Below are 18,553 nucleotides of genomic sequence, written 5' to 3' on the forward strand. Positions count from 1 at the left end.
CCGAGTACGATCAGGCGCCCCACGCCTGCACGAAGTCGGCGGTGGCCAGTGCAGGCGCTTCGCGCAGTTCGCGCGCAGGCGTGCCCAGGTACAGGAAGCCGATGATCTGCTCGCCTTCGCTCAGGCCCAGCTTGTCCGCGACATAAGGCGCGTAGGACAGCTCGCCGGTACGCCAGACGCCACCCAGCCCCTGAGCGTTGGCCGCAAGCAGAATACCGTGAGCGGCGCAGCCGGCCGCCAGCAGTTGCTCGCTCTGTGGCACCTTGCGATGCTCCTGCAGGCGAGCGATCACCACCACGACCAGCGGCGCGCGCAAGGGCATGTTGCGGGCTTTCTCCAATGCTGCCTCGCCGGCCTCGGGGTTGAGCGCGGTGGCCTCGGCCAGCACGTCGCCGAGCCGCTGCAGGCCCTCCCCCTCGACGGTGAGAAAGCGCCACGGCCGCAGCTGGCCGTGGTCTGGCGCGCGCAGCGCGGCCTGGAACAGCACTTCGCGCTGCGCAGCGGTTGGTGCAGGCTCCATGAGCCGGGGAGCGGAAACACGATTGAGCAAAACCTCGAGCGCCTCCATGGGCAACCTCCTGTGGAACGATAAGCCGCTATTCTAGACCCAAGCGGCCTCCGCCTGCCGGGTTTACATGCTGTGGCCCGCAGGTAGAATGGCGGCCCTTTCCTTCATGGCCAGAGCTGACCCCATGGCGTTGCCGACCCTGCGCATCATCGGTTTCATTATCGGCATCTTCCTGATCACCCTGGCCGTGAGCATGGTCGTGCCCATGGGCACGCTGGTGGTGTTCGAGCGCACCGAAGACATCCAGTCGTTTCTATGGGCCAGCCTGATCACCTTCGTCGCCGGCCTGATGCTGGTACTGCCGGGACGCCCCGACAACGTCAACCTGCGGCCGCGCGACATGTACCTGTTGACGGTCAGCAGCTGGGTGGTGGTCTGCGTGTTCGCCGCCCTGCCCTTTTTGCTGACCAACCACATCAGCTACACCGACGCCTTCTTCGAAAGCATGTCGGGGATCACCGCCACCGGCTCGACGGTGCTCAGCCACCTGGACGAAATGTCCCCCGGCATCCTCATGTGGCGCTCGATGCTGCACTGGCTCGGCGGCATCGGCTTCATCGGCATGGCCGTGGCGATCCTGCCGCTGTTGCGCATCGGTGGGATGCGCCTGTTCCAGACCGAATCCAGCGATCGCTCGGAAAAGGTCATGCCGCGCTCGCACATGGTCGCCAAGTTCATCGTGCTGGTGTATGTCGGCTTCACCGCGCTGGGCACCCTGGGCTTCTGGCTGGCGGGGATGAGCCCGTTCGATGCGGTCAACCATGCGATGTCGGCGATCTCCACCGGCGGTTTCTCGACCTCCGACCTGTCCCTGGGCAAATGGCAGCAACCGGCCGTGCACTGGGTGGCCATCGTGGTGATGATCCTGGGCAGCTTGCCCTTCGCCCTCTACGTCTCGACCCTGCGCGGCAACCGCCAGGCCCTGCTGCGCGACCAACAGGTGCAAGGCATGCTGATCCTGTTGCTGGTCACCTGGCTGGTGCTGGGCACCTGGTACTGGGCCACCACCGAGCTGCCGTGGTGGACGGCCTTCCGCCACGTGGCGCTGAACGTCACCTCGGTGGTCACCACCACGGGCTTCGCCCTGGGCGACTACAGCCTGTGGGGCAACTTTTCCCTGATGCTGTTCTTCTACCTGGGCTTCATCGGTGGCTGCTCGGGCTCCACGGCAGGCGGGATCAAGATCTTCCGCTTCCAGGTCGCCTACATCCTGCTCAAGTCCAACCTCAATCAGTTGATCCATCCGCGCGCGGTGATCAAGCAGAAGTACAACGGCCATCGCCTGGACGAAGAGATCGTGCGGTCGATCCTGACCTTCTCGTTCTTCTTCGGCTTCACCGTCGGCATCATCGCGCTGGCGCTCTCGCTGCTGGGCCTGGACTGGATGACTGCGCTTACCGGGGCCGCCAGCACGGTCTCCGGCGTGGGTCCCGGCCTGGGCGAGGTGATCGGCCCGGCTGGCAACTTCGCCACCCTCCCCGACGCGGCGAAGTGGATACTGGCCGTGGGCATGCTGCTGGGCCGACTGGAAATCATCACCGTGCTGATCCTGTGCATGCCGGCGTTCTGGCGGCACTGATCGAGGCCGGCCCGGCAGGTTCTAGGAAGCTGGGCGCGCAGGCTCGTTGTGGCCAAGGTCACGGGCCGGATCGATCAGGTCGCGAATGCGCTGCTTGAGCACCTTGGCTTCGGGAAAACCACCGTCGGCCTTGCGCTCCCAGACCTGCACGCCGTCACAGGTGATGTGAAAGGTGCCCCCACTGGCCGGCGCCAGGGCGACCTGGCCCAAGTCCTCGCCGAAGGTGCTGAGCAGTTCCTGAGCCAGCCACGCGGCACGCAGCAACCACTGGCACTGGGTGCAGTAGGTGATCACCACCTGGGGCTTGGCGACGGCGGCCTCGCTCATGCCTCACCCATCCGCGCCAGCAACTGCCGTGCCGCCTGTTTGCTGGACTCGTCGCCGTCCTCCAGCAGTTCGTGGAGCAAGGCGCTGGCTTCGTCTGCATCGCCCTCGTCGAACAACTGCTGGGCCTGATCGAGTTTCTGCGCCGACGCGTGCTGCTGTTCCAGGTCATCGAAATCGACGGTCAGGCCATCCAGCTCAGGCAGATCGCTGTCGGCGATGAAGCTGTCGAGGAATTCGTTGTCGATGTCTTCCTGACTCTTGCCGGCCGGGACGTCCTCGGTCTGGGGCTCTTCGATCGGCGGGAGCTCTTCGACTTCGGCGAAATCGCTGAGAAACTGCTCCTCGGGCATCTCGAAGACTTCCGGCAGCTCCTTGAGGTTGCTGGTGAACTCCGGGTCCATTGCCTCTTCGGCCATGGGCACGGCAGCCGGCTTGCTTTTGGGTGCCGGCGTGTCACCGAAGGGGCTGACCAGCGCCCAGTCGGCATCCATGGACAGGTCATCCAGGTTGAGCTGGAATTCATCGTCCTGCTGCGTCGTTGACGCGGCTTCGGCCGGGGTGTCGAGTGCATCCAGATCGAAATCGGACAAATCGAAGTCGGCTTCCGGGGCAGATTCGGGCGCAGGCGCGGGCTGGGGCTCGGAGTGCACAGGCGCGGCAGCCGCCGCAGCGGCGGCACTGGCGGCCAGCACTGCCGCCGTGGCTGTCGGCGCCAGACTGGCAGGGGCCGTGGCGGCTGGCGACGAAGGTGCCGGAGCTGGCTGAAGATTGGGGAAGCGCCCGCGTATCTCGCTCAGCGTCTGTGGGTTGAAACCAGCCGACAGGAGCAGGGCCTCCTGTTCGGCAAAGCCCTTGGCATTGCCCTGCTGACCGAGCACCTCGAGCATGCGCACGCGCAGGTCGGTACGCTCGGGCTGCCTGGCCAGGCCGTCGCGCAGAATACCCAAGGCCTCATTGAAGCGCCCATAGGCGATATAGATACTTGCCCCGTCCAGGGCGTCGGTGGCCGTCGGGGCTTCCCGGCGTGGCACTGGTGCAGGCTCGGCGCGCTTGGGCGGCGCGGCTTCCACTACCGTGGGTGCTGCGGCAGTGGCCGGTGGCGCAGGCTGAACCGGCTGGGTCACTACCGGTTCGAAAGCCGCAAGCGATGCCGCCGACTTGCGTTGCCGCTGGCGACGCAACAGCAGCAACAGCGCGATGATCAGCAGCAAGGCAGCCACCAGCGCCAGGATATTCAACCAACCGCTACTGTCTTGCGCGACCGTGGGCGCTGGCGTGGCGACCGGCGCAGGCGCAGAGACCGGTGCAGCGGGTGCTGGCGACGCTACGGGCGCAGGGGTCGCGGTTGCAGTCCCGGGTACGACAGCGGGGGGCGATGCGGCCGGCGTTTCAGCCAACCGCGCCTGCAACTGGGCGACCTCCTTGTCCTTGTCGGCAACCTGCGCCTCAAGGCTCTGCAAGCGCGCCTGCACGTCGTCGAAATTCTTTTGCAGTTGCTGGTTTTCCAGCGCAGCCGCTGCCAGTTGCGCAGCATCCTGCGAAGGCGCCGGCGCAGCGGCCTTGGCAGATGCCTGCCTGGCCGGCTCGTTCGCAGGCTGACTCGAGGTGCGGGGCTTGGCCGGCGCTTCAGCGGGCCGTTGGGTGTTCGCTTGTGCCACCGGCGTACGCTGCGGCGCGCGGTCGGCCAGGCCCGGGCCCATGCCCGGCGGATCGAGCAAGACCGTGAAGGCCCGCAACAGTTGCCCGTTCGGCCGACCGACTTGTATCACGAAGCTCATGAACGGCTCGGTGACCACTTTGCTGGAACTGACGTGAATGACCTTGCGGCCACCGCTGAAATCGGGCGTGAACTTCAGGTCGTTGAGGAAGAAGCTGCGTTCCACCCCCGCCCTGGCGAACTCTTCGGCCGTCGCCAGGCTGGCACTGATGTCGTCCTGTTCCAACCCGGCCGTGTCGAGCAGGGCGATGTCGGCGCGAAACGGCTGGTTGAGCGACGAGCGCAGGGTCAGCTCACCCAGGCCCAGGGCCGATGCGGACGTGGAATAGCACAGTGCCAAGGCCCATACCGGCGCCAGCAGACGAAGTGAGGCGAACCTTGAACGCGACGGTATACGCACTTGCATGGGAATCCCTTGAAGACCGACATCCAATAACTTTATAGCCTGTGCAACCCGCTTGCTCCAAGCGGATGACGGCCCGTTGACTTCAGGATTTCTTTTCCAGATTCGCCAGGATGCGGCTGTGTACCCGCATGGCGGTGCTCAGTTCTTCTTCGTCGACGCCCATGAACAGTTCGACACGCAAGGCGTTGGCGATGGTTTCGATCTGCTCGATGAGTGGCCGTGCCGGCGGGCAGAGCATCAGCTTCTTGGCGCGGCGGTCTTCGACCACGGCCTGGCGCTCGACCAGGCCCTGGGCTTCGAGGCTGTCCAGCAGCCGGGCCAGGGTCGGCCCCTCGACACCCACGCTCTGGGCCAACTCGCGCTGGGTCGGAGGTTCGTCGAACCGCGCCAGGTGCAGCAGCACCAGCCAACGGGCCTGCGACAATCCCAATCCGGCCAGCCGGCGGTCCAGTTCGGCCCGCCACCCACGGGACATGTGCGCCAGCTGCATTCCGAAGCGATGTTGATCAGTTAACGGCATAGATCTCTCTTGAAAAAACAGCCTCGCACAAGCAGCGCCTGCGTGAAGGCCGGAGCTGATGATTAGTCAGCTAATCATGACCTTAGCCCACAGGCAAGACTCATGCCCAGTGGCAGCCTCGTTCACACTTCGAATTCGGACTGCAACGCTGCGCGTACGCAATACAGCACGCCCTCGGGCACACGACCGGCGAATTGCCCTGCAATCTCGGCGACAGCGGGCAATTCCCCTTCGCCGTCGAGAAAGGCGTCCTGTACTTCGCTCATCAATTCTTCGGGAAGGTCCAGCGCCTGCTCCAGCGACAGTTGCTGTTGGCCAATCGCTTCGGCGAGCAGGCTGTAGACATTCTTCTCACTGCACTGTAACTGGCCGGCGATCTGCAGCGGCGTCATGCCCGCACGGGCCAGGCTGATGAGCTCGTGGCGGATATCGGCCACCTCGCGTGGCGCTTCTCCGCCGCTGGAACCGGCCAGAACCTGCAGGAAGGCTTCGCCATAGCGCTCCAGCTTGCGTGCGCCGACGCCGCTGACCCGGCCCATTTCGGCCATGCTGGTCGGCTGGCTGCGGAGCATTTCCAGCAAGGTCGAGTCAGGGAAGATGACATAGGGTGGTACGGCATGCTCCTGGGCCAGGTTGCGGCGCAAGGTACGCAGCGCTTCCCACTGCTCGCGCTCTTCGCCGCGCACCAGCTGGCTGGCCGGGCTGGCCGAGCCGCTGCCACGGGTGGAGGACGTCTGCGGCTTGAGCTCCTTGCGCAGCGCAAGCGTCACCTCGCCACGCAGCAGCGGGCGGCAGCTGTCGCTCAGGCGCAGACCGCCATAGCCTTCCAGGTCGATATCGGCCAGACCGCGCGCGACCACCTGGCGATACAGCGAACGCCACTCTCCTTCCGAGCGGCCCTTGCCGACACCGAACACCGCCAGTTTGTCGTGGCCGAAACTGCGCACCTTCTCGGTGTCCTTGCCCAGCAGCACGTCCACCAGATGGCCGACGCCATAGCGCTGCCCGGTGCGGTAGATCGCCGACAGCGCCTGACGGGCCGGCTCGGTGGCGTCCCAGGTCTGCACGCCGTCGACACAGTTGTCGCAGTGACCGCAGGGCTGGGGCATGTCTTCGTCGAAATAGGCCAGCAGCGCCTGCCGACGGCAGCGGGTTTCTTCGCACAACGCCAGCATGGCATCGAGCTTGTGATGCTCCAGGCGCTTGTGCCGCTCGTCGCCTTCGGAATTCTGCAGCATCTGCTTGAGCATCAGCACATCCTGCAGCCCGTAGGCCATCCAGGCATCGGCCGGCAGGCCATCGCGGCCGGCGCGACCGGTTTCCTGGTAGTAGGCTTCCAGCGACTTGGGCAAATCCATGTGCGCCACGAAACGCACGTTGGGCTTGTCGATGCCCATGCCGAAGGCGATGGTGGCGACCATGATCAAGCCTTCCTCGTTGAGGAAGCGCTTCTGGTTGGCAGCGCGCGTTGCCGCCGGCAGGCCGGCGTGGTACGGCAGCGCTGGAAAGTTGTTCTCGCACAGGAAGGCGGCGACCTCGTCGACTTTCTTGCGTGACAGGCAATAGACGATGCCGGCGTCGCTGCGCCGTTCGGCGAGGAATGCCAGCAACTGTTTGCGCGGGCTTTCCTTGGGCACGATGCGGTAGAAGATGTTGGGCCGGTCGAAGCTGGAAAGAAAACGCTCGGCATCCTGCAGGTGCAGACGGGTGACGATCTCTTCACGGGTGCGCTTGTCGGCGGTGGCGGTCAGGGCGATCCGCGGCACGTGGGGGAACTGTTCGGCCAACTGGCCCAGTTGCAGGTATTCGGGACGGAAATCGTGGCCCCATTGGGAAACGCAGTGGGCCTCGTCGATGGCGAACAGGGCAATGTCCAGGCCACGGAGAAAATCCAGCATGCGCGGCTGCACCAGACGCTCGGGCGCCAGGTACAGCATCTTGATTTCGCCGCGACGAATGCGCGCGGCCAGCTCGCGCTGCTCGTCGGTACTGAGCGTGGAATTGAGCGCGGCGGCGGCCACCCCGAGCTCCTCGAGGGTGGCGACCTGGTCGTCCATCAGGGCGATCAGCGGCGAGACCACCACCGCCAGGCCGTCGCGCAACAGCGCCGGCACCTGAAAGCACAGCGATTTGCCGCCGCCGGTGGGCATCAATACCAACGCATCGCCACCGCGGGCCACACGCTCGATAATGGCACCCTGGCGACCGCGGAAGCTGTCGTAGCCGAAGATGTCCTTAAGAACGCGTTGAGCCTGTTCGAGCATGGGTCACTCCAGAAATCGTAAAACCACCCGGGCCGCACAGGCTGGATGAAAACCGCTTTCGCTGCATCCGCCATTGCGTAAGCGCGGATTACCGCCCCGTGAACCCGGGGCCTGAGCGAAAGACCGCGGCAGTATACCCCAGTGCCTGCAGCGTCGCGCGGCAGCCGGACATCCTGCCATTTCACCCGTTGGGTGGCGCACAAGGCCTAACAAGGCCTAGAATTCACTATCCGCATAGTCTTCCAAGGTAACCTGTTAATGTCCTTCGCCGAGCAACTGACCCGCCTGCAAGCCTTCCTCGACGCCGATGAGCTGCATGACGAGGCGCTGGACTACGTCGCCGCCCATGGCTACCTGACCGCCCTGTCGATCTGCTCCGAAGACGTCCCCGAGCGTGAATGGATCGATGCCCTCTTCGCCGAGCCGCCTCACTACAGCGACGACGCCCAGCGTGAAGAGATCGAAGGCACCCTCATCCAGCTCAAGGCGCATATCGCTCGCCAGCTGGCCAGCGACGAAGAATTCGAACTGCCGTGCGATCTCGATCTGGGCGATGAGCCGGACGATTCCGACCTGCGCGGCTGGTGCATCGGTTTCATGGAAGGCGTATTCCTGCGCGAAGCCGCCTGGTTCGAAACCGCCGAGGACGAAGTCAGCGAAATGCTCTTGCCGATCATGGTCGGTTCCGGCCTGTTCGACGAGCAGCCGGAGTTTTCCGACATTGCCGCCGATGCCAACCTCATGGACGACATGATCGTGCAGATCCCCGAGGCGCTGACGGCCCTCTACCTGCTGTGCAACGCCCCGGATGAAAAACCGGCGATTCTCAAGCCGCGCCATCACTAAGCAACGGCCGTGGCTCAAGCCCGGCCAGCCTGGCTACGCTACCTGCTGCTGGGCATTGGTTGCGCAAGCGTCTGTCTGGGCGTCATTGGTATCTTCCTGCCGATCATGCCCACCACGCCTTTCCTCCTGCTCGCGGCTGCGTGTTTCGCACGAAGCTCGCCGCGCTTCCACGCCTGGCTGCTTGGCCATCCGCAGCTGGGCCCGTTGCTCAAAGCCTATCTGGACGGCGAAGGCATTCCCTTGAAAGCCAAGGTGCTGGCGATCGGTTCGATGTGGGTCAGTATCGCCGTGTCGTGCTGGCTGGTGCCATGGCCATGGGTGCGCGTGCTGCTGATCGTGATCGCGCTGGCGGTCAGCATTTATATTGCCCGGCAGAAAACACGGGCCTGAGTCCAGGCTGTCGACGAACGGTCACTGCTGGATAAAACCCTAATTAAATCAATTAGCTAATCTTTAATGCAGGTCTGGATCAACGGTGATACACACCTGCGAAAGCGACAATTTTCCGTCACTATTTTGACCTTTACCTTCCGCCTTAGCTTTGGCGCGCCCTGCTACCCCCCGAAACGCTGGCCCTGAGCCTTATACCTCGCGCAACCCCGCTCCCCGCTTGCTCCTCAGCCGCAGTGAAATCTATTTGCCATCATTGAAAGGAATGATGGCATAAGTGTTTTTTGCTCTATATCATGTGAAAATTCCGTTGCAAGCGCTGCTCTCGGCGCCTCGATTGCGCCCATTACAAACCTTAAACGGACTTTTAACCGAGTTGTTCGCCAACATTCTGGCGTATGCCTGACTTCACACATAACGGAGAAGCACCCGAATGCGCGTTTTCACCCCCATCTGCAGCGCGATTTTGTTGGCCATGGCGTGCTCTCACGCGCAAGCCATGTCGCTCACCGAGGCGATCCAGAGCACCGTGGATAACCATCCTGAGCTGGCATCCAACATCAACAGTCGCCTGGCCGCGGATGAGGACACGAAAATCGCCCAGGGCGCCTACCGTCCCAGCGTCGATTTCGTCGCCGGCTATGGTCGCGAGCGTTCGGACAACCTGAACACCCGCGCCCGTGGTGACCACAACAAGGAAACGCTGAACTACACCCAATCGGAACTGCGTCTGCGCCAGATGCTGTTCGACGGCTCCAGCGCTTCCAGCGAAATCAGCCGCACCCGCTCCACCGCCACGTCCCGTGCCTACTACGTCCAGGCCACTGCCCAGGACCTGGCCCTGCGCGCTGTTCAGGTGTACCTGGATGTACTGCGCAACCGTGAATTGGTCACCCTGGCCAAGAACAACCTGCAGGCGCACTTGCGCGTCAACGACCAGATCGGCCTGCGCAGCGAGCGCGGCGTCGGCAGCACGGCGGACGTCGATCAGTCGCGTGCCCGTCGCGCCCTGGCCGAAAACAACTACAACACCGCCCAGGTCAACCTGGCAGATGCCGAAGCTGCGTTCTTCAGCGCCGTGGGCCGCATGCCCGACGAGCTGGAACCCCTGCCTTCGATCCGTGGCGAACTGCCGAGCGACCTGAATGCCGCGCGCCAGTCCATGATGGAAAACAACCCATACCTCAAGTCGGCCCAGGCCGATGTGCAGGCTGCCGAGAGCCAGTATGAAGGTGCCAAGTCCGCGTTCTACCCACGGGTCGATGCGGAGGTCGCCACCGGCGCCAACAACAACCTGTCGGGCGAGCGCGGTCACAACAACACCGACTGGCGTGCCGGCGTGAGCATGAGCTACAACCTGTACCGCGGCGGCAGCGACAAGGCCCGCCTGCAGGGTGACGCGCACCGCATCAACCAGGCCATGGACATCCGCAACAACGCCCTGCGTCAGTTGAACGAAAACCTGGCGTTGTCGTGGAACGCGATGAGAAACGCCGGCACGCAGATCCCGTATGCCCGCGAATACGCCGAGACCACGACGCGCGTGCGTGCGGCCTATCAGGACCAGTTCGGTCTGGGCCAGCGGACCCTGCTCGACGTGCTCGACAGTGAAAACGAGCTGTACACCGCCAACACCCGCTACGCCGAAGTCCGTTACACCGAGGAATACTCGATGTACCGCGTGCTCTCCAACATGGGTGAGCTGCTGGCCAAGACCCGCGTCGTGCTGCCGGCCGAAGCCGTGGCACTGACCGAAGTGAAGAGCGAAGCGCGTCTGCCTGAAATGCGCTGATTGCCGCCATGGCGAAACCCGTGGCCGCTCGTTCGCAGCCGGTCACGGATTTCGCCCAACGACAGCCCTGGGCTCAGCTCAGGGTTTCGTCGATCACCAGCACCACCTTCCCCGAAATTTGATTGCTTGCCAGCGCTTCGAATGCCGCTTCGGCGTCGGCGATCGGGAACGTCTTGGCCAACTGCGACTTCAAGCGCCCTTCGGTGAACAATGGCCATACCTGCTGGCCTAGGTCACTGAGCAGGTCGGCCTTGAACGCATCGTCACGGCTGCGCAAGGTCGAACCCTGCAAGCGCACACGCTTGCTCAGCACCTTGGCCAGATCGAACTGCGCCTGGCGGCCGCCCATCAGGCCGATCATCACCCAGCGTCCGTCCAGAGCCACCACGTCCAGGTTCAGCTCGCTGTAGTTGGCGCCCACCGGGTCGAGGATCACATCGAACGGGCCCAGGTCCTTCAACCCTTCCAGGCCATCACCCCGCACCACGCCACCCTGGGCACCCAGTGCTTCGCAGTAGGCCAGGCGCTCGGCGGAACCGACGCTGACCCAGGTCGGGTTGCCGAATGCCTTGCACAGCTGGATCGCCGCCGAGCCGATGCCACTGGCGCCAGCATGCAGCAGGACCTTCTCGCCCGGTTGCAGGTCGGCCAGCTGGAACAGATTCAGCCACACCGTCGCGTAGACCTCGACGATGCCTGCGGCCTCGTGCAGGCTCAGCCCCTCGGGCACGGGCAGCACGTGACGGCCATCGACCACCACCTCTTCGGCCATGCCGCCCCCGGCCAGCAACGTGCACACCCTGTCGCCAACCTGCCAGGACGAACCGACGCCGACCTCGCTGATGACGCCTGCACACTCCAGGCCCAGAATATCGCTGGCGCCCGGCGGCGGCGGGTACAAGCCGGCGCGCTGCATCAGGTCGGCCCGGTTGAGACCGGCCGCGGCGACGCGAATCTTCACTTGACCTACGTCACACGTCGGGCTCGGCCGTTCGCTCCACTCCACATGTCCTTCCACGCCTTGCAATGCCTTCACGGTGCCTCCATAGTTGAGTCATGACTGAGCCCGACGCCTTGGCGCCGGGCTTTTCGCATTATGCGTCCGGCTTCAACGGAACCGGCGAATTCAAAGACGGCCTAATATGCGTGATCAATTGCCCCCACGTCGAATCAGCATGAAGCATTTCATTCCCGGCAGTGCCCTGGCGCTGTGTATCGGCCTCGGCAGCTTGTCGATGTCCGCCAATACCTTGGCTGCCAACAGCTGGGACAAACTTCAGCCGGATCGCGACGAAGTGGTGGCCAGCCTCAATGTGGTCGAGCTGCTCAAGCGCCATCATTACAGCAAGCCGCCGCTCAACGATGCGCGCTCGGTCATCATCTATGACAGCTACATCAAGCTGCTCGATCCCTCGCGCAGCTATTTCACGGCGGCCGACATCGCCGAGTTCGACAAATGGAAGACCCAGTTCGACGACTTCCTGAAGAACGGCAACCTGGATCCCGGCTTCGTCATCTACAAGCGCTACCTGGACCGGGTCAAGGCCCGTCTGGACTTTGCCCTGGCTGAACTGAACAAGGGCGTCGACAAGTTCGACTTCACCACCAAGGAAACCCTGCTGGTCGACCGCAAGGACGCCCCTTGGCTGAAGAACGAAGCGGAGCTGGACGACCTGTGGCGCAAGCGCGTGAAGGATGAAGTGCTTCGCCAGAAGATCGCCGGAAAAGACGCCGCGCAGATTCAGGAAACCCTGTCCAAGCGCTACAAGAACCAGCTTGCCCGCCTCGACCAGACCCGCGCCGAGGACATCTTCCAGGCGTACATCAATACCTTCGCCCAGTCCTACGATCCGCACACCAACTACCTGTCCCCGGACAACGCGGAAAACTTCGACATCAACATGAGCCTGTCGCTCGAAGGCATCGGTGCGGTCCTGCAAAGCGACAACGATCAGGTCAAGATCGTGCGCCTGGTCCCTGCCGGTCCGGCCGACAAGACCAAGCAGGTCGCCCCTGCCGACAAGATCATCGGCGTCGCCCAGGGCGACAAGGAAATGGTCGACGTGGTCGGCTGGCGCCTGGATGAAGTGGTCAAGCTGATTCGCGGGCCGAAAGGCTCCACCGTGCGCCTGGAAGTGATTCCGCACACCAATGCGCCCAACGATCAGACCAGCAAGATCGTCTCGATCACCCGCGAAGCGGTCAAGCTCGAGGAACAGGCGGCGAAGAAGTCGATCCTCAACCTCAAGGAAAACGGCCGCGACTACAAGCTGGGCGTGATCGAGATTCCAGCCTTCTACCTGGACTTCAAGGCGTTCCGCGCCGGTGACCCGGACTACAAGTCGACCACCCGCGATGTGCGCAAGCTGCTCACCGAGCTGCAGAAGGAAAAAGTCGACGGCGTGGTCATCGACCTGCGCAACAACGGCGGCGGCTCCCTGCAGGAAGCCACCGAACTGACCAGCCTGTTCATCGAGAAAGGACCGACCGTGCTGGTGCGCAACGCCGATGGCCGCGTCGACGTGCTCGAGGATGAAAACCCCGGCGCGTTCTACAAAGGCCCGCTGGCGCTGCTGGTGAACCGTCTTTCCGCTTCGGCCTCTGAGATTTTCGCCGGTGCCATGCAGGATTATCACCGCGCCTTGATCGTGGGCGGACAGACCTTCGGCAAGGGCACGGTGCAGACCATCCAGCCGCTCAACCACGGCGAGCTCAAGCTGACCTTGGCCAAGTTCTACCGGGTTTCCGGACAGAGCACCCAGCATCAGGGCGTGCTGCCGGACATCGCCTACCCGTCGATCATCGACACCAAGGAGATCGGCGAGAGCGCCCTGCCCGAAGCGATGCCGTGGGACACCATCCGCCCGGCCATCAAGCCGGCGAGCGATCCGTTCAAGCCGTACCTGGCCAAGCTGACCGCCGACCATGACGCGCGTACCGTGAAGGATCCCGAATTCATCTACATCCGCGATCGTTTGGCCCTGGCCGAGCAGTTGATGAAAGAGAAGACCGTGAGCCTGAACGAGGCCGATCGTCGTGCCCAGCACAGCGACATCGAAGCCAAGCAACTGGCGTTGGAAAACACCCGTCGCAAGGCCAAGGGCGAAGAGCCGCTCAAAGAGCTGAAGAAGGAAGACGAAGACGCACTGGGCGCTGATCCGGACAAGACCAAACCGGAAGACGACGCTTACCTGGCCGAGACTGGGCGCATCCTGCTCGACTACCTGAAACTCAATACATCGGTGGCCAAGCACTGATGCACGCGGTAATGACGGCAACGTGACACCTGCGTCATCAAACCGAAATGAAGCTGTCGTGAAATAGGGACCCGCTGCGTGAGCAGCGGGTCTTTTTTTGCGTCTGGCCCGGTGCTTTCAACCTGTTTCGAGCATCGGGCAGCACGACCTTCAGCAAGGTAGCGTACCGATGACCGTCATTGAACAGCTCAGCGCCCTGGACACCATTCTGGCCCAAGGCGGTGTGCACAGCTTGTTCCAGCCGATCGTGTCACTGTCCCAGCAACGGCTCCTGGGCTTCGAGGCATTGAGTCGAGGGCCGTCGAACAGCCCGCTGCACTCGCCGATCAACCTGTTCGCCGTCGCCCGCCAGGCCGGGCGGCTCAACGAGCTGGAGGTGATGTGCCGGGAAACCGCCTGCCGCCGCTTCAGCGAACAGCGCCTGGACGGCAAGCTGTTTCTCAACGTGTCGCCCGAGTCGCTGGTCGAACCGCTGCACGAAAACGGCCGCACCTTGCAGTTGTTGCAACGCTACGGCATCAGCCCGAACCAGGTGGTCATCGAACTCACCGAACAAACCCCCACCGACGATTTTCAACTGCTGTTCAACGCCCTGCATCATTACCGCGCCATGGGGTTCTCCATTGCCCTGGACGACTTGGGAGCAGGCTATTCGAGTCTGCGCTTGTGGTCGGAATTACGCCCGGACTACGTGAAGATCGACCGCCACTTCATCGATGGCATTCACCAGGACGCCCTCAAGCGCGAGTTCGTCGGCTCCATCCTGCAGATCGCCAAGGCCTCCAAAGCCCAGGTGATCGCCGAGGGCATCGAGCTGGAGGAGGAACTGCTGGTGCTCATCGAGATGGGCGTCGACCTGGTCCAGGGCTACCTGCTCTGCCGCCCGCAGGAACAGCCGCCACGGGATGCACGGGGGCTGATCCCGCGGCTCGAAGGCAGCCACCCTCCCCTGAGCGAAGACGGGGACCACCTGGCCGCGCTGATCATCGAACAAGCCGCGGTGCAGCGCGATACCTCGACCCGGCAGGTGCTGGAAGCCTTCCGCCTGCAGGCCGACCTGAACACCCTGGCCGTGGTCGACGACGAGGGCCGCCCCTGTGGCATCGTCCATCGGCACGCACTGTCGGATGCGCTGTTCGAGCCCTTCGCCGCCGGCCTGTTCGCGCACAAGCCGATCAGCCGACTGATGAGCAGTGATTTCCTCGCGGTCGACATCAAGCAGTCCCTGCAACAGGTCAGCCGCCTACTGACCGGACGTGCGCGGCAACGGATCGAAGAGGACTTCGTGATCATTCAGGGTGGGCGATACCTGGGCTTGGGGCGACTGATCGACGTGCTCAGACTGATCACCGAGCCGGCCTAGACCGCCGTGCTGGACGGGTACGCATACTCGAACACGCGCACCACTTCCGAGGCGTGCCAGGCGGCAGCCGCCACGCCATCCGACGGACCGGAGAAGCGCCCGAGCTTTTCAACGCACTCGAAAAAGCCGGGACGCGGCAGCCGGCTCGCGCCCTGGCTGATCACCAGCGAGCTGCGCAAGGGTTGGTCGGCGCGGGCATCGAGCATGGCCAGGTATTCCAGCGCCGCCGTCAGGGTCTGCATGGCAGGCGTGGGCAATGCCAGACGTTCGAGCAGCGCGCGGTAGGTGAGCAAGTGGCGCTGGTGCCGTGCAACGTCGAGCTCGCTCAGCAGGCCCTCCCATTGCTGCCGACTGATGCGCACGCTCACGACTCGCTGCTCCAGCCCGGCACCCCCAATTCCCAGGCAAGGCTGCGGCGGATGGCAGCATCGGGCTCGCGCTCGCCGGTTTCGATCATCGACAGGTAGGAAGGACTGATGCCGACCGCGCGGGCCAGACTGTCCAGAGGCACGCCCTGGGTCTCGCGCAATTCGCGCAGGCGCTGGAAGCTGGGAGGCGGGACGTGAGCGGCCGGAGCGGTCGGTTCGCTGGACGCTTCGGTGTCTGAAGTCTGCTCGACCGAGCTGCCTGCGGCAGCAGCCAGAAGCCGTTGATACTCGGCCCATGGCACCACCGCGTATTCCGGCTGGCCGTCACGGCTTATCACCTGAACCCCCATTGCATCCTCCCGCACGATGGCTGCCTACATCGGATGATGCAAGCGTAATGCAGGGATGTTAACAGGGGATCGCCGACTTCGGGGCGTTAACTGCGCACCGAAGCCGGCAGGCGTATCAGCGGTGGGATTTTTCCAGCTCAAGCTCCTGCTCCGAAGCCGGCAGGCGCTCGACGACCCGCAGCTTCTCCGGAGACTGCCGCTCGCGCCAGGCGCGGAAGGTGTCCAGCTCGCCGGACAGGGTTTTCATGACCCAGGCCAGGACCGCGATGTCGTCCAGCATGCCGACGCCCAACAGCCAGTCGGGAATGGCATCGATGGGGCTGACGAAGTAGACCAGGCCAGCGACGATGGACAGCAACGCCTTCGGGCTGATGTTGCGGTACTCGCCCCGCCAGTAGGCCAGGCACAGGGCCTGGAGCAGTTGCACGTCTTCCTTCAGGGCGCCCAGCCGATAGCCCTTGCCCTTGCGCGCCACGGCGAAGATCAAGGCCGGCAGGCGGCCCCGACTCAGGATGCGTTCGGCAATGGGCAGAAAACGGGTGAAATTCCAAGGTGCCTTCATGAGCCCTCCGGTGCCGAATGGTGGTTTCAGGTTATCCACAGTATTTGTGGATAACCTTGTGAACAGAGCCGCTTTTCGCGCCTGACCCGCCCGGTTTTCAAGGGCTGAGGTCAAATCGGGCGTTTTTTACTCACACAAAAAAGCCACGAAAATTCTTGACGCAGTGTTCCTAAAACGGCTAATGCAGCTTCATCTCAGACCCATTGGCCAAGGCCCGGTTCAAACGAAAACGCCCCGTCGAGACGGGGCGTTTCATCAAGCCGTGACGCTTCGCAGCAATAGCGCTTACTTGGCGGGTGCGGCTTCTTCGACTTCGGCATCGTCGGTTTCGGCAGCAGCGTCGGCAGCAGCCTTGGCAGCGTCCTTGATGGCGATCAGTTCGAGGTCGAACACCAGCACCGAGTTGGCCGGAATGGTCGGGCTCGGGCTCTGCGCGCCGTAGGCCAGATCGGCCGGGATGAACAGCTTGACCTTCTCGCCGACGTGCATCAGTTGCAGGCCTTCGACCCAGCCTGGAATCACGCCGCTCACCGGCAGATCGATCGGAGCGCCGCGCTCGATGGAGCTGTCGAAGACCTTGCCGTCGATCAGCTTGCCTTCGTAATGGACGGTGACCACGTCGGTCGGCTTGGGCTGGGCGCCGTCGGCCTTCTTGATGACCTGGTACTGCAGGCCCGAAGCGGTGGTGACCACGCCATCTTTCTTGCCGTTTTCCTCGAGGAACTTCTTGCCGGCGGTCTGCGCCTCGGCGTTCATCTTGGTCATGCGTTCTTCAGCGCGTTTCTGCAGATCGGCGAAAGCTGCGACCAGCTCATCGTCCTTGATCTTCTGCTCTTTCTTGCCGACGGCGTCTTCGATACCCAGGGCTACGGCCTTGGAGTCGAGATCGTCCATACCTTCCTGAGCCAGGCTCTTGCCCATGTTCAGACCGATACCGTAGGAAGCTTTTTGCGCCGGGGTTTTGAGCTCGACGCTGGTCTGGGAATCGCAACCTGCGAGGACCAGGGTGACCAAGGCAACTGCCGCCGCCAACCGATGCTGTTTCATGCTATTTCCTTGTTCATGCGCCATAAGGGCAATCGAGTGAGGCCGCGAGCTTATCAGGCGGCCACGACCAATGGCTACCGGCATGAGAGAGGCAAAAAGCCGATAAGTTCAGGCCAGCAAAAGGAAAGTGGCTCGGCAGCGGCTCTATGAAAGATGTGTCATGGGAAGGTGGAGGACTGCTCATACTGCGCAGCCACTTCACGCACCACCTCACACAGCCATTGCGCCGGCATCGACAGCGGCAGCGCGGCGTTGCGGCAGATGCCCACCGAGCCGCCCGGCTCGTGCACGCCCAGATCCAGTTCGTACAACTGGCCGGTGGCGATGTCGCGTTGCACCGCATCGCGTGGCGCCACCCAGATGGCATCGCTGCTGGCGACGTAGCGTCGACTCAGGGTCGGCGAAAGCGTTTCCAGACGTTGCGCAGAAGGGGTGATCGCGCATTGCACGAACAAGCTGTCGGCGTGCTTGCGGATGGTCGTCCCAGCCAGCGGCAGCACCCACGGGCAGGCGCCGACCTGTTCGGCGTCCAACGGGCGCGCGTCGAGCAGCGGATGGCCCGGGCGTACCACCAGGGTCATCGACTCGCTGTACAGGTGCTCGAACGACAGGCCCTGGATCTGCGGGCTGTCGGTCATGCGGCCGATCACCAGGTCCAGTTCACCCACGTGCAGTTGCGCCAGCAGGTAGGCCCCCGGTCCCGGTCGCGACGCTGACGACCAGCGCGGCGTGGCGCGCGTGCAGACGGCAGAGCACTTCGGGCAGCAACTGGCTTTCCACGGTGGACAGCACACCGATGCGCACTTGGGGCGCTTCATGCGGCTCGCCGCGCAGGCTGCTGACGCCGTCGCGCAGGGCCTGCACGCAGGGGCCGGCGTAGCGCATGAAGCGTACGCCTGCGGCCGTCAGCTCGACCCCGCTCTTGTCGCGCTCGAACAGGCGGGTCTGCAGCAGGTCTTCGAGTTCCTTGAGGGTCTTGGAAATCGCCGGCTGGCTGATGGACAAGGTGTCGGCGGCCTTGGCGAAGCTGCCCTGGCGGGCAATTTCGAGAAAGCACAGCAGGTGGCGGAATTTGATGCGGCTGTCGAGGTTCATGGCGCCAATCGTAGCATTGGGCCTTGGGGTTTGCTTTGGTAGTGAGGGCCCCCGGCACATGGAGCTTTCTTATGGGAGCAGTGGTCTTGGGATTTGCTTTGG

The 18,553-nt window shown here is 63.6% G+C and carries 15 protein-coding genes and 2 pseudogenes; 6 read left to right on the forward strand and 11 right to left on the reverse strand.

Annotated features, from left to right (window positions below; translation table 11 throughout):
- Positions 1-10 precede the first annotated feature (10 nt).
- Positions 11-568 (reverse strand): NAD(P)H nitroreductase, encoded by a 558-nt coding sequence (locus ABMD26_RS04660; RefSeq protein WP_320522175.1) that lies wholly within the window; start codon positions 566-568, stop codon positions 11-13.
- Between the two features lie 124 nt (positions 569-692).
- Between ABMD26_RS04660 and ABMD26_RS04665 the strand changes: the two genes are divergently transcribed.
- A complete protein-coding gene (locus tag ABMD26_RS04665) occupies positions 693-2,147 on the forward strand; it encodes a TrkH family potassium uptake protein (RefSeq protein WP_314570914.1) in 1,455 nt (484 codons plus the stop codon).
- Between the two features lie 21 nt (positions 2,148-2,168).
- On the opposite strand, the gene ABMD26_RS04670 is transcribed toward ABMD26_RS04665, so the two are convergent.
- The 4 genes from ABMD26_RS04670 to recQ form a co-directional block, all read right to left on the reverse strand.
- Complete coding sequence (locus ABMD26_RS04670; protein WP_049861042.1) at positions 2,169-2,474, reverse strand: Rdx family protein; 306 nt, start codon at positions 2,472-2,474, stop codon at positions 2,169-2,171.
- Positions 2,471-4,597, reverse strand: coding sequence for a FimV/HubP family polar landmark protein (locus tag ABMD26_RS04675; protein ID WP_354308402.1), 2,127 nt, complete (start codon positions 4,595-4,597; stop codon positions 2,471-2,473). Before ABMD26_RS04675 ends, ABMD26_RS04670 begins: the two co-directional genes overlap by 4 nt.
- Before the next feature lie 82 nt (positions 4,598-4,679).
- The gene (locus tag ABMD26_RS04680) at positions 4,680-5,117 is read right to left on the reverse strand and encodes a MarR family transcriptional regulator (RefSeq protein WP_134721520.1); all 438 of its coding nucleotides are present in this window, start codon (positions 5,115-5,117) and stop codon (positions 4,680-4,682) included.
- Between the two features lie 122 nt (positions 5,118-5,239).
- Positions 5,240-7,381: a DNA helicase RecQ gene (gene recQ, locus ABMD26_RS04685; RefSeq protein ID WP_134721521.1), complete on the reverse strand. Its 2,142-nt coding sequence runs from the start codon at positions 7,379-7,381 to the stop codon at positions 5,240-5,242.
- Positions 7,382-7,639: 258 nt separating this feature from the next.
- Between recQ and ABMD26_RS04690 the strand changes: the two genes are divergently transcribed.
- From ABMD26_RS04690 to ABMD26_RS04700, 3 genes are all read left to right on the forward strand, one after another.
- Positions 7,640-8,227: a UPF0149 family protein gene (locus tag ABMD26_RS04690; RefSeq protein ID WP_049861046.1), complete on the forward strand. Its 588-nt coding sequence runs from the start codon at positions 7,640-7,642 to the stop codon at positions 8,225-8,227.
- Positions 8,228-8,236: 9 nt separating this feature from the next.
- A complete protein-coding gene (locus ABMD26_RS04695; RefSeq protein ID WP_354308405.1) occupies positions 8,237-8,617 on the forward strand; it encodes a YbaN family protein in 381 nt (126 codons plus the stop codon).
- Positions 8,618-9,050: 433 nt separating this feature from the next.
- Positions 9,051-10,409: a TolC family outer membrane protein gene (locus tag ABMD26_RS04700; RefSeq protein WP_122741681.1), complete on the forward strand. Its 1,359-nt coding sequence runs from the start codon at positions 9,051-9,053 to the stop codon at positions 10,407-10,409.
- 73 nt (positions 10,410-10,482) lie between these two features.
- Here the strand turns inward: ABMD26_RS04700 and ABMD26_RS04705 are convergent, their stop codons facing one another.
- Entirely contained in the window at positions 10,483-11,445 is a 963-nt protein-coding gene (locus ABMD26_RS04705) for a zinc-binding dehydrogenase (RefSeq protein ID WP_090356973.1), read from the reverse strand.
- Between the two features lie 139 nt (positions 11,446-11,584).
- Between ABMD26_RS04705 and ABMD26_RS04710 the strand changes: the two genes are divergently transcribed.
- Together ABMD26_RS04710 and ABMD26_RS04715 are read left to right on the forward strand one after the other, a co-directional pair.
- Positions 11,585-13,666 carry a carboxy terminal-processing peptidase gene (locus tag ABMD26_RS04710; RefSeq protein WP_204951010.1) on the forward strand — a complete coding sequence of 694 codons (2,082 nt, stop codon included), beginning with the start codon at positions 11,585-11,587 and terminating at the stop codon, positions 13,664-13,666.
- A gap of 169 nt (positions 13,667-13,835) precedes the next feature.
- Positions 13,836-15,020, forward strand: a pseudogene (locus ABMD26_RS04715) (EAL domain-containing protein); the annotation flags it as partial.
- 5 nt (positions 15,021-15,025) lie between these two features.
- On the opposite strand, the gene ABMD26_RS04720 reads toward ABMD26_RS04715, so the two are convergent.
- From ABMD26_RS04720 to pcaQ, 5 genes and pseudogenes are all read right to left on the reverse strand, one after another.
- Positions 15,026-15,397, reverse strand: a complete 372-nt coding sequence (locus ABMD26_RS04720; RefSeq protein WP_049861051.1) for a hypothetical protein — start codon at positions 15,395-15,397, stop codon at positions 15,026-15,028.
- Entirely contained in the window at positions 15,394-15,747 is a 354-nt protein-coding gene (locus ABMD26_RS04725; protein ID WP_134721524.1) for a helix-turn-helix domain-containing protein, read from the reverse strand. The genes ABMD26_RS04720 and ABMD26_RS04725 overlap by 4 nt, the downstream gene beginning before the upstream one ends.
- Positions 15,748-15,862: 115 nt before the next feature.
- The gene (locus ABMD26_RS04730) at positions 15,863-16,309 is read right to left on the reverse strand and encodes a YkvA family protein (protein ID WP_049861053.1); all 447 of its coding nucleotides are present in this window, start codon (positions 16,307-16,309) and stop codon (positions 15,863-15,865) included.
- 285 nt (positions 16,310-16,594) lie between these two features.
- Positions 16,595-17,356 (reverse strand): BamJ family beta-barrel-assembly machinery protein, encoded by a 762-nt coding sequence (bamJ, locus tag ABMD26_RS04735; RefSeq protein WP_049861054.1) that lies wholly within the window; start codon positions 17,354-17,356, stop codon positions 16,595-16,597.
- A gap of 158 nt (positions 17,357-17,514) precedes the next feature.
- Positions 17,515-18,451: pseudogene (gene pcaQ / locus ABMD26_RS04740) on the reverse strand (pca operon transcription factor PcaQ).
- Positions 18,452-18,553: the final 102 nt, after the last annotated feature.

The sequence above is a fragment of the Pseudomonas sp. PvP001 genome (assembly GCF_040546375.1).
GTDB lineage: Bacteria > Pseudomonadota > Gammaproteobacteria > Pseudomonadales > Pseudomonadaceae > Aquipseudomonas > Aquipseudomonas coleopterorum.

Bases quoted from the DNA above. Each gene is read 5' to 3' on its own strand.
- ABMD26_RS04690 (WP_049861046.1), top strand. From the start codon at position 7,640: ATGTCCTTCGCCGAGCAACTGACCCGCCTGCAAGCCTTCCTCGACGCC.
- ABMD26_RS04730 (WP_049861053.1), bottom strand. From the start codon at position 16,309: ATGAAGGCACCTTGGAATTTCACCCGTTTTCTGCCCATTGCCGAACGC.
- ABMD26_RS04675 (WP_354308402.1), bottom strand. From the start codon at position 4,597: ATGCAAGTGCGTATACCGTCGCGTTCAAGGTTCGCCTCACTTCGTCTG.
- ABMD26_RS04670 (WP_049861042.1), bottom strand. From the start codon at position 2,474: ATGAGCGAGGCCGCCGTCGCCAAGCCCCAGGTGGTGATCACCTACTGC.
- ABMD26_RS04725 (WP_134721524.1), bottom strand. From the start codon at position 15,747: ATGGGGGTTCAGGTGATAAGCCGTGACGGCCAGCCGGAATACGCGGTG.
- ABMD26_RS04700 (WP_122741681.1), top strand. From the start codon at position 9,051: ATGCGCGTTTTCACCCCCATCTGCAGCGCGATTTTGTTGGCCATGGCG.
- ABMD26_RS04665 (WP_314570914.1), top strand. From the start codon at position 693: ATGGCGTTGCCGACCCTGCGCATCATCGGTTTCATTATCGGCATCTTC.
- ABMD26_RS04680 (WP_134721520.1), bottom strand. From the start codon at position 5,117: ATGCCGTTAACTGATCAACATCGCTTCGGAATGCAGCTGGCGCACATG.
- ABMD26_RS04660 (WP_320522175.1), bottom strand. From the start codon at position 568: ATGGAGGCGCTCGAGGTTTTGCTCAATCGTGTTTCCGCTCCCCGGCTC.
- bamJ (WP_049861054.1), bottom strand. From the start codon at position 17,356: ATGAAACAGCATCGGTTGGCGGCGGCAGTTGCCTTGGTCACCCTGGTC.
- recQ (WP_134721521.1), bottom strand. From the start codon at position 7,381: ATGCTCGAACAGGCTCAACGCGTTCTTAAGGACATCTTCGGCTACGAC.
- ABMD26_RS04710 (WP_204951010.1), top strand. From the start codon at position 11,585: ATGAAGCATTTCATTCCCGGCAGTGCCCTGGCGCTGTGTATCGGCCTC.